Raw genomic sequence first — 15,087 nt, forward strand, 5'->3', positions numbered from 1 at the left:
TACGGTAATGCCCACACTTTTCCTGGACCGGTATGATAGTCCCATCGGCACCATATTGCTGGTGACCGATGAAGACCGACGATTGCGCGCGCTGGATTTTGAGGATCATGAAGATCGCATGCGGCGGTTGTTGCGTCGGCACTATGGCACCGACCAGACACTATCCGTTCCCGCTCCAACCGCAATTCGCGACGCGCTCGACGCCTATTTCCAGGGCGAATATCAGGATTTGTCGCGGATCAAGTGGGAGACTAACGGATCGTCCTTTCAACGTCAGGTCTGGAGGGCCCTGCTTGATATACCGGCGGGCAGCACTATGAGCTATTCAGCGCTCGCCGCCCATATTGGCAGGCCCGCCGCGGTACGCGCCGTTGGCCTTGCAAATGGCGCCAATCCGGTCGGCATCGTGGTTCCCTGTCACCGGGTCATCGGTTCGAATGGCAAGCTGACGGGTTATGGCGGGGGAATAAGCCGCAAGGCTTGGCTGCTGGAACATGAAGGAGCAACGCTGAGGCCAGGCGCGGCGCGACAGGCCACGATGCCTTGACTGAATATCTCGCAGGGCCGGTAAAACATAGCGTTACCATCGCCGGACATCAGACCTCGCTCAGCCTGGAACCATTGTTCTGGGAAGCCTTACGCGAGGAAGCAGCCCGAAAGAGCCTGCCTGTCAATGCCCTGATCGCTCAGATCGATCTGGAGCGCATCGGCGTGGAACAACCGCCCAATCTTGCAAGCGCCATCCGATTGTGGCTTTTTCAGCAGCGCACCAACATGTTTATTGATACTCATTCTCAAAATAGTTGACACTGAGATTGACTCGCAATAAGGCCCCCGCAACAAAGGAAAGGGGGACTTCTCATGTCAATCAATTCGCGTTCATCCCACGGCATTGCCGCTTCCACCTCCATCGCCGCAGCCATGCTGATGGCAGGCCCCGCATTTGCCGCTGACGCTGCAGCAGCGGACGCAGAAGTCGCCGCCCAGGCTGGCAAGGGCATCGAAGTCAATGGCGAGCGGCATGCGATGGAGTTGCCGACAATCCGCGGCCCCATCATCGATGTGCCCCAAATGATTAATGTTATTTCGTCCGAAACGCTGCGCGACCGGCAAATCACCTCGCTTGAACAGGCGCTGCGCAATGTGGCGGGCGTAACCACCCAGGTCGGTGAGGGCGGCGCCCTCAATGGCGATCAGTTCAACATTCGCGGCCAGTCCGCCAAAAACGACATTTTCACTGACGGTCTGCGTGATTTTGGCGTCTTTACCCGTGACGCCTTCAATTATGAATCGGTCGAGGTGCTGAAAGGCTCTTCCTCCACCGCACTTGGCCGCGGCGTCGCTGGCGGTGCAATCAACACTACTTCCAAACAGCCCCACACGACGGATTTCTTCAGCGCCACCGGCGGCTATGGCACCGGCGACTATGGACGCGTCACTGTGGATGCGAACAAAAGACTGACCGACACGATCGGTCTCCGCCTCAATTTCATGGCGCATGACAACAACGCGGTCGACCGGGACGAGGTCTATTCCCGCCGTTGGGGCTTTGCGCCATCGATCGGCTTCGGTCTTGGGACCAACACAAGCTTCACGCTGATTTACTTGCATCAGGATGAGAAAAAGCTGGTGGATTATGGCGTGCCGCTTGCCGGGACGGCCGATGAGGACGATGTCGAGCGGCCGGTGACTGAATTCGGCGTGCCCCGCTCCACCTTCTATGGCTTCCTTGGCGACCGGGATGAAGTGGTGGTGAACACTGTGACCGGCAAATTCGCCCATCAGGCGAATGATTGGCTAAGCCTCACCAGCGACACCAAATTGGGCGTTTACAAGCGGCACTTCCGCCAGACGGTTCCGGGCTGCCGTTTCGACGAGAATTGCGGCGATGACCTTCTGGACGGTGATGATGCAACCGTCCCGGTCGCCCGCACGACCCCTCGCGGCGCCTATGAGCAGACCACAAAGGGCATCCAGAATGTGACGGCCTTGACCGTGACAAAGCCACTTGGCGGGATGCGGAACGAGTTGGTGGCGGGCTGGGACATTTCTTACCAGACCAATGACCGATCGGACGATGCGCGACCTGGTCCCTATCTACAGGACCTGTTCAATCCAGTTCGTTCGCCGTTGCCCGCTTATCCATCGGTCACCTATCTGACGCGTGACACCCGTTCTACCGACATCGCTTTCTTCATCGATGAACGGCTGTGGCTGACGCCAAAATTCTCCATCAACGCCGGAATTCGCTACCAGCATTACAAGGTGAAACAGGAACAGATCGACTTCTTGACCAATACCGGCGACGCACTGGAGGAGTGCAACGGGGTGGATGGACCTACTACGGCTTGCGTCCTCAATGGCGAAGCCACACACAATCTCTGGAGCCCCAAGGTTTCGGCAATCTGGGAGCCTTCCGATGAGTTGAGCTTCTACGCAACCTACAGCCGTGCGCTGAACCCTCCGGGCAACGCAGTGGCCAATGGCGATACGCTGTCAGCCACCTCGTCCCTGCTTAAACCGGAGCGGACGGAAACGTTTGATTTGGGCGCGAAGTTGAATCTCTTCCATAAGCGTCTACTCATCCAGACAGCCGTCTATCAGCTCAATCGCCGGAATTCGGTGGAGGTGGATCCGGCGACTAACAACCTTGTCGCCTCCTCAGAGCCCAAGCAGCGGCTGCGCGGCTTTGAACTGGGCGTAAGCGGCTTGGTGACACCCAACTTCCTGCTCAATGTGAACTATTCCTATATTGATGCGGAAATCCGGGGCGCGGTCGCCGACGGCGCAATCGACACCAGCGTCGTTGGAAATCAGGTACGCTACGTCCCTGAACATGCTTTGTCGGTCTGGGCAAGCTACAAGCCGCTTGATGGAGCGCTGAAGGGTCTGGAGATCGGCGGCGGGATGAATCATCAATCGAAGGTCTATCTGAACGTGGACAATTCGCAGGTTGCGCCGTCCTATACAACGTTCGACGCGCTCGTCGGCTACAGCTTCGGCAACTACCGCGTGGCGGTGAACGGCTATAACCTGACCGACGAGCTTTACTATGCGCAGGTCAATAGCAGCCGGGTCGTTCCGGCGGCGGGCCGCGCCTTTGTAGCGACCTTGGGCATTGCCTTCTGACAGTGCGGCCCGGCAGAAGGCAAAAGGACGGGTGGCGATTGCCCCCCGTCCCTCACCTTTGTCCTGGAAGGCCCGTCGATGCTGATCAAAGTTCCCTCCCTTCTCACCGCCCAGGAAGTGGATCAGTGCCGCAAGGTACTGACCGAGACGCAATGGGTGGATGGCCGGATCACCGCTGGCGTGCAGTCAGCCATCGCCAAGAATAATCTTCAGGTCCCCGAGGACGCGCCGGAGACCAAGCCGTTGCAGGACATCATCCTGCGCGCCTTGGGCAATAACGAGACGTTCAACGCCGCCGCCCTGCCGCTGCGCGTCTATCCACCGCTGTTCAACCGCTATGATCAGGGCATGGGCTTTACCGCTCATGTCGACAATGCGATCCGCTATATGGCCGCCGCGCGGCAGCGGGTCCGGACCGACGTGTCGGCAACGCTCTTTCTTAGCGATCCTGCCGATTATGACGGCGGCGAGCTCGTGATAGAGGACAGCTATGGCGAGCAGCGGGTCAAGTTCGACGCCGGCGACTTGGTTCTGTACCCCGCCGACAGCCTGCATCGTGTCGAGCCAGTGACGCGAGGCAGCCGTTGGGCCGCTTTTTTCTGGACGCAATCCATGGTTCGGGATGATGGCGATCGCGCGCTGCTTTATCGCTTCGACCGTTCCATCACCCTGACGCGCGCCGAACTTGGCGATAGCCATCCGGCCGTGCTGGGGCTCACTGCCACCTATCACAACCTTCTTCGGAAATGGGCCGAGCTGTGACGACCTTTCGACTCAACCAATCTGGACTTCTCTTCGTCCCCTCGACTTGGCAGCGGACAGCATTCATCCGCTGGCTGAAGAAGGTACACGCCTGGACCGGCTTTTGGGGCGCGATCCTGTTCTTCATGCTGGGGCTTAGCGGCGTACTCCTCAATCACCGGAGCGTCATGAAGATCGACACCGGCGACGCCGCCGAAGTCAGCGCAATGGACATAGCGGTGGATCCCGCCCGCATCCCCGATCAAAAAGCGCTTGGGCAATGGGCAAGCAAGCAACTCGGCTTGTCAGTAAAACCTCGCCCTCCCCGGCAAGAGGGCCGCCCCGAAGGACGGGACGAACGTCGGGAGGGCCGGGAAGGCAGCCAGCATAAAAGCTTCATGGGCCGAAAACAGGAAGAGGCTGAAAAATGGGTCCAGGTCTTCAATCAGGCGAACGGCCGGGTGACGGTGGAATATGTACCTGGATCACGAAGTGTTTCGGTACGGCAGGACGCGCATAACCTTTTTGGCTTCATCAAGAACCTTCACAAGGGGACCGGCGTCGGCGTCGGCTGGATCCTGTTCCTGGACACAATTGCGGGCGCGCTGGTCGCAATGAGCCTGACCGGATTTCTGCTCTGGACCCGAATGCACGGCAGCAGGCTGCTCGCCGGGGGCATCGTCATCGCAAGCCTTGGGCTGAGCATCGCGGCGGTCTGGCCCCATATGATTTGAACAGTCCGTTTGAGTGCTCCTGGTGCGAGAGGGTGTTTCTTCCCCCTTATCGGGTTCTGACGTCGCCTGAGCTGATCTCAGTCTCTGCTAAGGCAACGTCTCACGCTCAAATGCGTTGAGGGCCGGCCTGTGGAGAACAAGATGATGAAGCTCAAGCGATTGTGGCCCCTGGCCGCGCTGGTTGCACCGTTTGTCCTGACCGGGTGCGGCAAGAAGGATGACACAGCCTCGCAACGGCAGGCCATCGGCCATGCGTGGAAATATGAAACGAAGGGCGACACGAAGATCGCCTATATTGGAAGTGCCAACAGTGTTGCGACGCCGACCGCGCCGGACACCTTCGCGGTGCTGCTGCTCAACAGCCTGGACACAGGGGAAACGGGCGTGACCATCAAGACGGTTGGCGCGCCGTTTTTCTGCGATTTGTCGGATTGCAGCGTCACTGCCGTCGCGGATGGTGGAAAACCGAAGCTTTGGCAAGGACGAATGACGGACGCCCAGGACGGGATCTTCATTCCGCCGGCGCGCAGGGCCTTTGAAACCATCAAGGACGCTAAAAAGATCAAGATTACGGTAGGTTTCACCCCTAAGAGCAAGCAAGCCTTTGAGTTCGATGTTGCAGGGCTCAACTGGAAGACTTGAGCAGGATTACTTGTCGGACGGAAAATCTTTCGTCGGTGCTACGCCGATATGATCCTCTCCGCGTGCCTTGGCTGCCTCAATCTGGCGCTGGCGCTCTCGGTAGCGGGCACGCTGAGCGTCATCCCGTTCGTCATGGCAACGAGGGCAGGAAACCCCGTCGACATATTGGGGAGAGGCGCGGTCTTCCGGTGAAACCGGCGAACGGCAAGCGTGGCATAAGCTGTATTCCCCGAGCTTCAAACCCTGCCCGACCGCGACCCTTTGATCAAAGACAAAGCATTCTCCCTGCCACTTGCTTTGTTCGGCAGGGACAGTTTCGAGATATTTCAGGATACCGCCCTTCAAGTGGTAGACCTCGTCAAATCCTCGGCTTTTGACGAGGGCGGTCGATTTTTCGCAACGTATGCCGCCGGTGCAGAACATTGCGATCTTGCGAGGCTTTCCTTGGGTCAGCTGATCCGCATGTGCATCGAACCATTCCGGGAATGCGCTGAAGCTGTCGGTCTCGGGGTCTATCGCGCCCTCGAACGTGCCGATCGCCACCTCATAAGCATTGCGCGTATCGATCAGGATAGTGTCAGGATCGGAGATAAGCGCATTCCAGTCCTGCGGCTCGACATAAATGCCCGCGTTGGTGGCGGGGTCGAGTTCGCCGGCGCCCATGGTGACGATCTCTTTCTTCAGCCGCACCTTCATGCGGTAGAAGGGCATTTCGCGCGCACTGGAATATTTGGCGTCAAGATCATCGCAACCGGGCAGGCCGCGAATATGGCCGATCACTTGTTCCAGCGCGTCGGCGGCCCCGGCAATGGTGCCATTGATCCCCTCCCGCGCCAGCAGCAAGGTGCCCTTGATCCCCACCGCATTGCATAGCGTCTGCAGGGGCTCCCGCAAGGCCGCCGGATCGTCGAACCGCGCGAAACGGTACAAGGCGGCAACAGTGATGGGCGAAGCAGTCATGGCGAGCGCCTATACATTAGCAGCCAGCGCATTCAAAGCCGTTGAACCATGATCCAACACAGGGCATAGCCAATACATGGTTCCCCTTTCGTTCGCCGGTCATCAGCTGATCGCCCTGCCCGAGGCTGCCCTGTTCTGGCCGGCGCGGCGAGCACTGCTGTTGGCGGACCTGCATTTTGAGAAGGCGAGCTGGTACGCCGGCCATGGACAGATGTTGCCGCCCTATGACAGCCTTGCCACCTTGTCCGCTATTGCCACGCTGGCGGAACGGCTGGAGGCACGGGAGCTTTGGTGCCTGGGCGACAGCTTTCACGATAATGGGGGCACCGGCCGCCTCCCCCATGCGGCGCGGGAGCAACTGGTCGGCCTGACGCAAAGACTGCGCTGGACCTGGATTACCGGCAATCATGATGCCGCGCCCCAGTCTGGGCTGGGCGGCGATCTGTGTCCCGAGATAGAAGTGGATGGTTTGATATTACGACACGAGGCCGATCCCTGTGATCCACGCCCCGAACTATCGGGGCATTACCATCCAAAGCTGCGCCTGATGCATCGAGGCAGAAGCCTGTCGCGGCGTTGCTTCATCCGATCCGATCGCAAAATCATCCTGCCCGCCTTTGGCGCATTGACGGGAGGATTGGACGCCCGGCATCCCGAAATAGGACGCGCGATAGGGTCTTCGGGAGAGGCCATCATTGCCCTTACAGACAGGCTGCTGCGCTTCCCATTGGCCGGGTAATTTTTACCAAATCTTAACCTTATTCTCCCAAAATTGTACAAAATGGACATGCTTATGCTGTTGCACAAAGGTTGCAGCGGGAAAAATATAGGGAATTCCAAATGCTTCCCAATGGAAAAGGCGGACATATTGGCATTCAATGCAAAAATAGACCGGTTCAATGCCAAAATGGACCGGGCACCTTCGGGAGGGACCTTCGTGAAAAAAAGTCTTTTGCTACTTTCCGTTGGGCTTACAGCCCTAGCCTTTCCGGCCCAGGCCCAAGAAACCACTTCCGGCGATACAACGCCGCAAGATGCCGCTGAAACCTACGATCCCAGCGCGATCATCGTGACGGCCACCCGCCGCGCCAGCCCCTTGAGCGAAGTGCCGATCGCCGTGTCGGCCGTGACAGCGGAATCCATGCAGAACAGCGGCGCCTCCGACATTCGGCAGCTCAACCAACTGGCCCCATCGCTGCTGGTCTCCTCCAGCGGAACTGAAGCCAATGGATCGGCCCGCATCCGTGGCATCGGCACCGTGGGTGACAACCCTGGGCTGGAAAGCTCAGTCGCGGTCTTCATCGACGGTGTCTACCGTTCGCGCACGGGCGCGGGCCTTACTGATCTTGGCGAGATCGAACGTGTCGAGGTGCTGCGCGGGCCGCAAGGCACATTATTCGGTCGCAATACTTCAGCTGGCCTTCTCAATATCGTCAGCAAGGCGCCCTCCTTCACATTCGGCGCCAGTGGTGAAATCACTTATGGCAATTATGACTATTGGCGGCTTCAGGGGCGTGTAACCGGGCCCATCACTGAATCCATCGCATTAAGCCTCGACGGCGTCTGGTCGAAGCGTGACGGATTCCTGGACGTGGTGGACGCGTCCGGCGACAAGATTGGCGATACCAACGACCGGGATCGTTACTTCCTGCGCGGCCAGGCGCTATTCGAACCGACCGATGCATTGTCAGTCCGTATCATCGGCGATTATACCCATCGTGACGAAAGCTGTTGCGGCGCGGTGTACATCTCCAATCGTGAGGTAATCGACCCCACGCCGGGGGTTCCGGGAGATTTCGCGCCCAACGGCATCAGCAGGATCGCGACGATATTGGGGACGATCAGCGGGCAGCCGGTGGTAGTCGATCCCTATGACCGCGAGACGCGGATCACGCCGGGTCGCGAATATGTCAGCAAGCTCAAGGATTGGGGATTGTCCGGTGAGATCAACTATGATTTCGGGACCGCAAAGCTGACCAGCATCACCGCCTACCGGGATTACAAGTCGCGGGACTATGGCGATTATGACTATAATCCCGCCGATATTCTTTATCGCGATCCCAATACCTATCGGCAGTTCAAGACCTTCACCCAAGAGCTGCGACTCCAGGGTCAGGCCTTCAATGACAAGCTCGACTGGCTGGTCGGCGGCTATTATTCGAACGAAAAGCTGACGCTGGTCGACAATATCCGCTTCGGCAACGACTATGGCCTGTTTGCCACCTGCCGCATATTGTCGGCCAGCATCCCAGCGGCCCTGCTCCCCTGCAACAGCCGTACGGCGATGAGCGCCGGGGTCATCGATCCCTTCATCACCAATCCGGTGCTGAATGCTGGACTGAAGACCTTGCTCAACATCGGAGCGGGTGGCACCACCGCAGGCGACAACGATGCGCGTTACAAGCAGAATAGTGAGAGCATCGCTGCCTTCACACACAATATCGTGCATATCACGGACAAGCTCGATCTGACCCTGGGCCTGCGTTACACCCATGAGAAGAAGAAGCTCTCGGCGACCTTTGACAATGACAATGCGGCCTGCGCCGCACTTCAGACCCAGCTTCCCGGCGGGCCGAACGATCTGGTGGATTTTGCAACCAATCCAGCTCTTGTCGGCGCCACTGCTGCCCAATTGGCCGGCGGCATATTGGGCCTGGGATGTCTAGGCAACAGCAGCACAAGCCTTAATGCGCTAACGCTCAATGACAGCTTTTCGGATAATGAATTGTCCGGCACGGCGGTCCTGTCCTTCAAGCCGACGCGGGGCCTGCTCGTCTATGCAAGCTATTCGCGGGGGTACAAGGCAGGCGGCTATAATCTGGATCGGTTCGAATTGGGCAATACCGGCCTATCCGGGCTTACCACGTCCCCGGCCACCTATTTCTTCCCCCGCAGTAGCGCTGATGCCTCCACCCTGCGCTTCGCGGCGGAAAAGGTCGATGCCTTCGAGGTGGGGCTGAAATATAGTTCTCACATGTGGAGCGCCAACATTGCCGCGTTCCGTCAAGAATTCGATGATTTTCAGCTCAATACCTTCAACGGAACCAGCTTCGTCGTACAGAATATCAACGGGTGCGACGGAACGCTTTCTTCCGCGCGCACCTGCGCGAAGGACGATGTGGAGGCCGGTCTCGTCAGCCAGGGCATCGAGATCGAGTTGACCGCCTCGCCGGTGCGAAACGTCCGGCTGAGCGGCGGCCTGACCTACGCCGAAGCAAAGTTCCGTAACCGCCTGGTCGGCAGCAGTGACGGCGTCACGCCACTCGACCCGGCTCTGCTTCTGCTTCCGGGCAATATAAACAGCAATGCGCCGAAATTCGTAACGACCATGAGTTTTGCCTGGACGCCTGATATCGGTTCCTCCGGGCTTTCAGGGCTCATCTATTTCGACGGGCGCATGACCTCTGACTATAACACCGGATCCGACCTGTTCCCGGAAAAGACGCAGGATGGTTACAGCATTTGGAACGCGCGCGTCGGCATTCGCGGACCAGAGGAACGCTGGGCGGTGGAATTCTGGGGTCAGAACGTCTTCAACACCAAATATACTCAGGTGGGGTTCAACTCACCTCTGCAAGGTAGCGGATCGGTCGCGCAGGTCCAAGCCATTGGCGCGCCGAGCTTCGCAGCAGGCACGCAATTATTCTCCGCGTATCTCGCCGAACCGCGCACTTACGGCATCACCTTGCGTGGCAAATTCTGAGGCTTTTGCTCAGCCGTCATCCGCCTTGTAAAAGGGATGACGGCTATTTCGTTGCTCGAATGCAACCAGATTGCCCAATGCACGTTTAAGGGAGGCAGGTGCGGTCAAGCGGAACGGTTGGCCCCATGAAACAGCTCGCTATCACCATGTGCGCAGTTTTCGCGCTCCTTAGTACCGATTTGGCGTCAGCCCAATCTCTGACGCTGCCCGAAGGGATGGGCATTCGCCTCCAGACGCGTCAGGACATCTCTTCCAAAAATGCAAAGGTCGGCGATCCGGTTGAATTCACCGTGGCCGAACCGGTTAACATCGCCGGAACGACCGCCATTCCGGCCGGATCACCGGCTACAGGTGAGGTCACCCGCGTTCAGGACAATGGCCTGCTCGGTCGCTCCGGCAAGCTTGAAGTCAAGGTAACCAAAGTCCGCGTCGGCGAAACGGACGTACCCGTTCGTGGACAGCGCAACGTCAAAGGCAAGTCCGGGACGCTGGGCGCGGTTGGCGCGGGTGTAGTATTCCTGCCGCTAGCAGTCATCGTCAGAGGCCGGGAGGCCAAGATACGCGCCGGTACGACTTTTGAAGTCTTCGTGGATCAGGATGTCGCGCTTGGGGATGCCAAACCTGTTCTGGGGACCGCCGATCCCGCCGTTAGCGACAGTCCTGCCCTTGCAGATCCCTATCCCCATCAACAGCCGCCAAAGCCGCTACGCACGATAGATCCCTCAGCGCCCCTGGGATAAGCGGCCCGCCGGTTAAAGCAGTTCCACCGCCATCGCCGTCGCCTCTCCTCCGCCGATGCAGAGAGAGGCAACGCCTTGACTGACATGTAGTAGATATAGTGGCCCGCATCGAAAGGATTGAGCTATTCCAGCGAGAAGGCCAGTTGTTCGGGATAACCGCCTATGGCTTGCGGTCCTGGAAAGTTCGACAGCGTCACGCCCAGCAGCCTTATTGGCTTTCGCAACGGAAAGAGTTGCCGCACCAAATCTTGACTGACCGACAGCAGTTTGGTGCGATTGTTCACCGGCTCAGCCAATGTCCTGCTGCGTGTGATCTGGCGAAAATCGGCATATTTAACTTTAACCGTCACCGTTCGGCCGTACATTCCCGCCTTGTGGCACCACTCCCAAACCTCGCCGGCCTGGGCGGCGGTCGCCTCGGAAATCAGCGCTGGATCGACAAGATCGGTGGCGAAGGTCGTTTCCGACCCCGACGACTTGCGCTCGCGATCCGCCAAAACCGGCCGGTCGTCTTCGCCCCTGGCTATGGCATGATACCATGAACCGGATTTGCCGAAATGCTGCTGAAGGAAGGCGAGATCGTGCCGTTGAAGGTCGGAGCCGGTAAAGATACCCAGTGCATGCATCTTGCTCACGGTGCGCGGACCCACGCCATGAAAGCGGCCTATGTCCAGCTTGGCAATGAAGCTTTCCGCTTGCGCCGGAGTGATGACGAACTGCCCGTCCGGTTTGCGCTGATCAGAGCCGAGCTTCGCCAGGAACTTGTTGAAGGAAATGCCCGCAGAGGCGGTGAGGCCCGTTTCCTCCCGGATCCGGGCGCGCACCTCCTGCGCCGTCGCGGTGGCGGAAGGAAGGGCTCGTAAATTGGCCGTGATGTCCATATAGGCCTCATCGAGCGAAAGAGGCTCCACCAATTCCGTATAGTGGGAAAAGATCGCCCGGATGTGCCGCGATACCTCACGATAGACATCGAAGCGGGGCGGCACGAACAACAATTCGGGACATTTTCGCAAGGCCGTCGCCGAGGGCATGGCCGACCGCACGCCAAAGCGCCGCGCCTCATAGCTGGCGGCCGCGACCACTCCACGGGAGGCAGCATGCCCCACGGCCACAGCCCGACCGCGCAACGACGGGTCATCCCGCTGCTCGACCGAAGCGAAGAACGCATCCATATCCACATGGATAATCTTGCGAATAGTCGCTTCGCCCACGCGCGTTCCTCGTTCCATCGGCTGAGGCGGCAAGGGCCCAACCGCCACATCTCGTCAGGAACATAGCAAGAACTTTTTGACGCCACCAGATGGTTTGGTTGCTAAAGTATGGCCCGTGTAAATTCGGCAGTGACCGACTGACGCAAATGAATTGCATCAACAAAGTTCTGATCCTTGAACGCGTCCCGCATATCCACGAAGCGCAACCCTGATTTTTTCGCAGTTTTGCCTACGGCGTCGTGCAATTGGCCCAGAACCCGTCCCTCTGGATCATAGGTCCTGATCCACTCTGGAGAAACGGGAGTCAGTACGACGTCCATGGCCATATCCCGTTCCTTGGTGAGCTGGGCCAGATAGGAAAGCGAAGAAAGGCACTTTCTATCAAAGGCCTTCAATTCCCGATAATGCAGGCCCCGTGTTTGACGAGGTTCCATTGGACCATCGCCAAAGCGGTCGATTACCAACGCCTCAAAATGATTGGGGTCGCTCCGTCGGGCCGCCAAACCCTGGGCATTGCGCAGGAAGGTCACAGGATCAAAATAGCGCAGATAATAACGCCAGGCGGGCTTGTCACCGAACACATAGCCGTCCGCGTCACTGTAATTCAGTTTGCTGGCTTCCGCCGAACAATCCTGGAAATCGACCGGAGAGGCCAGCAGCATCACATGCTCGACGGACGGCAGGCGGCCCAACAGCCATTGCGCCGTCTCAGCGGTTTGAGCCACTGACTGACCGCATAATCCGGCATTATAGGGTCGAATGCTGGCGTCCGTCGCCATAGCCGCAGGACTGTTGAAATGCCGCCATGCGACCGACGATCCGATGACTAGCAGGTTGGGCGATTGCGGTGGCTGCTCCCGCATGATACGCAGTTTTTCGTCAATGCAGATGCTGTTGGACAATTGCGGCGGGGGTAATGCGTTTCGAGAATATAGAAACGCCGCTATCGCTGCCATGGATAGGGCGGTCATGATCCCGCCAGCCAACATCGCCAGCAGGTAGCGGCGCATATAGCGCCGGGGCGCAACGCCTGGCGCAATGATATCCGATGAACCTACAGGGATGAACATGTCGGGCTCAGCTTTGCTTCGATGAGGAAAATAAATTCCCCTACATTGTGCAGGCTCTCAAATTCGGAGGTCAGGAAACGGATGCCGAAACGCTGTTCAGCGGCCACGATCAACGAGATGTGAGACTGACTGTCCCAGCCGGCAACATCCTCGGCACGGGTCTCCGGGCCGATCACCAGTTCCTCATCGTCAAAAATGTCGCGCATGATTTGGGTGAGAGCATCGTAGATTTCAGCTTCGGTCATGCAGCCTCCAGAGTGATATGGTGTTTACCCATTTCCGCCCCCGGAATTGCCCGCCGCCAAAATGTCCCCGTCCCCACAGAGCCGCTCGGCGGGGACGCAGCTACAAATCCGAGCTTTTCATAATGCCGGGCTACCAGCCCGTTTCGCTCGGTCGCACGATACTCACCGAGCAACGACGCGAAACCGCGCTCGCCAGCGGCCCTCGCAAGCACCTCGAACGCCGCCGCCTCCACTCCCCTGCCCAGCACACGGCAACTCATAAGCCAGGTATCGATCAGCAGCTCACCCGGTTCCAAAGCAGGATCGGGCCGGGCAAGGATGACACTGATCAGGCCGCTGTCACCAAAGCGATCCCGCAGGCGAAAGCAGTAGCCCAGATTATCGGGCTCGGCCAGGAACGCTTCCAGCTCGGCTGCGGTACGACGGCGCGTTGTCAGGTTGAACTGGTTGGTTTTGTTGATCAGTTGGGCAGCGCGCGGCAGGTCGATCGGACCAATCGGCCTTGCGGCCATCGTCATTTCCAGGCTCTGCAGATAGCCATCCATGTCTGTTGTAGCGGAGAGCGCCTGACGTTGCGCATTGGCGGCATAGCTTCCGGCGCGGGTCAGGTCGTCCTGGGTGAGCGACACGGCTTCGAAATAGCCGGCGGCGGCCAGGCGTTCTGGGTAATGGGCAATATCCTCGGGCATTTCCGGCACGGCCACCTCGGCAAGTTCACGCCGGACGATTGCCCGTTCCGCAGGGTTGTCATCCACGAAGACCAAGCCGTCGAGCCCAATATTGATGGTGCTGGCAATGGACCGGATGTTTTCCGCCTTATCCGACCAATTGGCGCGGAAGCAGGCGATATCCGCATATTTCAGGATCATCTCGCCATGTTCGTCAAAGGCCTGGCGAGCAGTCGCATCGTCATTCTTGCTGCACACCGCGAGGATCACGCCTGTCCTTCGCAACTGGTCCACATAATGCTGGAACGCGAGATAAGCCTCCCCCTCGGCGCTCCCTTGGCCAAGGCGAATGCCAGCAAGGCCATCATCGCCGATCACACCGCCCCACAGGGTATTGTCAAGGTCAAGCACCAGGCATTTGCGCGACCGGCCAGTGAAGGCAGCCAATATCCGCGCGACATGATCTCCATAAAGCGGGGCGAACAGGGGATTGATGAGTTGTTTGGCATGGTGCCAGCGGACAATGTCTACTCGGTCGATCCCGCCAATATTGGGGGGAAGACGTGCCTCGACATCGAGCAGAGCCACCCCCTCCTCCCGTGCAGCCAGACGGATGGCCTGATTGAGCGCCATGCACATTGCGGTGGGAGAAGCCGGAACCAGCGCATCAAATGATCCAAATAGAGGAGGCGTAAGCGGCAAAAAGGTCTGCTGGATAATCTGAGCGCCATAATTGTCCTTCGCCCGCTTCCACAGATGGCGGACTTCCAAAACTGTTGAAGCAATCTGCCGTTCCGCCTCCTCCTGCGCGCCTATGGCTATTCTGGGTAGGACGGCATGGATATCCAGAGCCAGCAATATCACCTGCGGATCAAAATCCCGCAGCTCCGGGTCATCCCCCTCCAACGACTGGCGAAACGCACCATAAGGGCCGACATGTATCTGCGCGATAACGCCCCGTCCCAGGCTGGCCACGCGCATGGACGGTGCCAGATGCTCGGCGCTATGGGAGGATGATATAGCGACGCGCAATTTCGGCAGCCCTAGGGGAGCGATCTCGTTCGCTGGCCATGTTTGAAGAACATCTTTGAGCAACCGATCGATCTGGCCTGTGGCCGTCATGTCCCGATTGAATTGCAGCAACCGAATAACAGCTTGAAGCCGTTCGGTCGTGGATCCTTCCATCCTCCGAACGTCCTTGATCCGTTGGGTCAGATCAACGGTCGAAGGGAGCCAATCAAGCA

General features: G+C 58.6%; 14 protein-coding genes. 9 read left to right on the top strand and 5 right to left on the bottom strand.

The window, feature by feature from the left end:
* Positions 1 to 7 precede the first annotated feature (7 nt).
* From HNQ99_RS06460 to HNQ99_RS06485, 6 genes are all read left to right on the top strand, one after another.
* A complete protein-coding gene (locus HNQ99_RS06460) occupies positions 8 to 547 on the top strand; it encodes a methylated-DNA--[protein]-cysteine S-methyltransferase (RefSeq protein ID WP_184474823.1) in 540 nt (179 codons plus the stop codon).
* The gene (locus HNQ99_RS06465; protein ID WP_184474824.1) at positions 544 to 807 is read left to right on the top strand and encodes a ribbon-helix-helix domain-containing protein; all 264 of its coding nucleotides are present in this window, start codon (positions 544 to 546) and stop codon (positions 805 to 807) included. The genes HNQ99_RS06460 and HNQ99_RS06465 overlap by 4 nt, the downstream gene beginning before the upstream one ends.
* A gap of 54 nt (positions 808 to 861) precedes the next feature.
* Positions 862 to 3,129 (top strand): TonB-dependent receptor, encoded by a 2,268-nt coding sequence (locus tag HNQ99_RS06470; protein ID WP_184474825.1) that lies wholly within the window; start codon positions 862 to 864, stop codon positions 3,127 to 3,129.
* 78 nt (positions 3,130 to 3,207) lie between these two features.
* Positions 3,208 to 3,891, top strand: a complete 684-nt coding sequence (locus HNQ99_RS06475; protein WP_184474826.1) for a Fe2+-dependent dioxygenase — start codon at positions 3,208 to 3,210, stop codon at positions 3,889 to 3,891.
* Positions 3,888 to 4,604, top strand: coding sequence for a PepSY-associated TM helix domain-containing protein (locus HNQ99_RS06480; RefSeq protein ID WP_184474827.1), 717 nt, complete (start codon positions 3,888 to 3,890; stop codon positions 4,602 to 4,604). The genes HNQ99_RS06475 and HNQ99_RS06480 overlap by 4 nt, the downstream gene beginning before the upstream one ends.
* A 141-nt stretch (positions 4,605 to 4,745) precedes the next feature.
* Entirely contained in the window at positions 4,746 to 5,246 is a 501-nt protein-coding gene (locus HNQ99_RS06485; protein ID WP_246414671.1) for a hypothetical protein, read from the top strand.
* A 6-nt stretch (positions 5,247 to 5,252) separates the two neighbouring features.
* Here the strand turns inward: HNQ99_RS06485 and trhO are convergent, their stop codons facing one another.
* Positions 5,253 to 6,206, bottom strand: a complete 954-nt coding sequence (gene trhO / locus HNQ99_RS06490; protein ID WP_184474828.1) for an oxygen-dependent tRNA uridine(34) hydroxylase TrhO — start codon at positions 6,204 to 6,206, stop codon at positions 5,253 to 5,255.
* 76 nt (positions 6,207 to 6,282) lie between these two features.
* On the opposite strand from trhO, the gene pdeM reads away from it, so the two are divergent.
* From pdeM to HNQ99_RS06505, 3 genes are all read left to right on the top strand, one after another.
* Positions 6,283 to 6,945, top strand: coding sequence for a ligase-associated DNA damage response endonuclease PdeM (gene pdeM, locus HNQ99_RS06495; protein WP_184474829.1), 663 nt, complete (start codon positions 6,283 to 6,285; stop codon positions 6,943 to 6,945).
* A 198-nt stretch (positions 6,946 to 7,143) separates the two neighbouring features.
* The gene (locus HNQ99_RS06500) at positions 7,144 to 9,909 is read left to right on the top strand and encodes a TonB-dependent receptor (RefSeq protein ID WP_322790331.1); all 2,766 of its coding nucleotides are present in this window, start codon (positions 7,144 to 7,146) and stop codon (positions 9,907 to 9,909) included.
* Positions 9,910 to 10,034: 125 nt separating this feature from the next.
* Positions 10,035 to 10,649, top strand: coding sequence for a hypothetical protein (locus HNQ99_RS06505; protein ID WP_184474830.1), 615 nt, complete (start codon positions 10,035 to 10,037; stop codon positions 10,647 to 10,649).
* Positions 10,650 to 10,771: 122 nt separating this feature from the next.
* Here HNQ99_RS06505 and dinB read toward each other — a convergent pair whose 3' ends face one another.
* The 4 genes from dinB to HNQ99_RS06525 all read right to left on the bottom strand — a co-directional run bounded on the left by dinB (position 10,772) and on the right by HNQ99_RS06525 (position 15,028).
* Positions 10,772 to 11,860: a DNA polymerase IV gene (gene dinB / locus HNQ99_RS06510; protein ID WP_322790332.1), complete on the bottom strand. Its 1,089-nt coding sequence runs from the start codon at positions 11,858 to 11,860 to the stop codon at positions 10,772 to 10,774.
* 101 nt (positions 11,861 to 11,961) lie between these two features.
* Complete coding sequence (locus HNQ99_RS06515) at positions 11,962 to 12,930, bottom strand: hypothetical protein (RefSeq protein ID WP_184474831.1); 969 nt, start codon at positions 12,928 to 12,930, stop codon at positions 11,962 to 11,964.
* Positions 12,915 to 13,175, bottom strand: a complete 261-nt coding sequence (locus HNQ99_RS06520) for an acyl carrier protein (protein ID WP_184474832.1) — start codon at positions 13,173 to 13,175, stop codon at positions 12,915 to 12,917. Before HNQ99_RS06520 ends, HNQ99_RS06515 begins: the two co-directional genes overlap by 16 nt.
* Positions 13,172 to 15,028: an HAD-IIIC family phosphatase gene (locus HNQ99_RS06525; protein ID WP_221232604.1), complete on the bottom strand. Its 1,857-nt coding sequence runs from the start codon at positions 15,026 to 15,028 to the stop codon at positions 13,172 to 13,174. Before HNQ99_RS06525 ends, HNQ99_RS06520 begins: the two co-directional genes overlap by 4 nt.
* Positions 15,029 to 15,087: the final 59 nt, after the last annotated feature.

The organism is Rhizorhapis suberifaciens (assembly GCF_014200045.1).
In the GTDB taxonomy this organism is placed as follows: Bacteria; Pseudomonadota; Alphaproteobacteria; order Sphingomonadales; family Sphingomonadaceae; genus Rhizorhapis; species Rhizorhapis suberifaciens.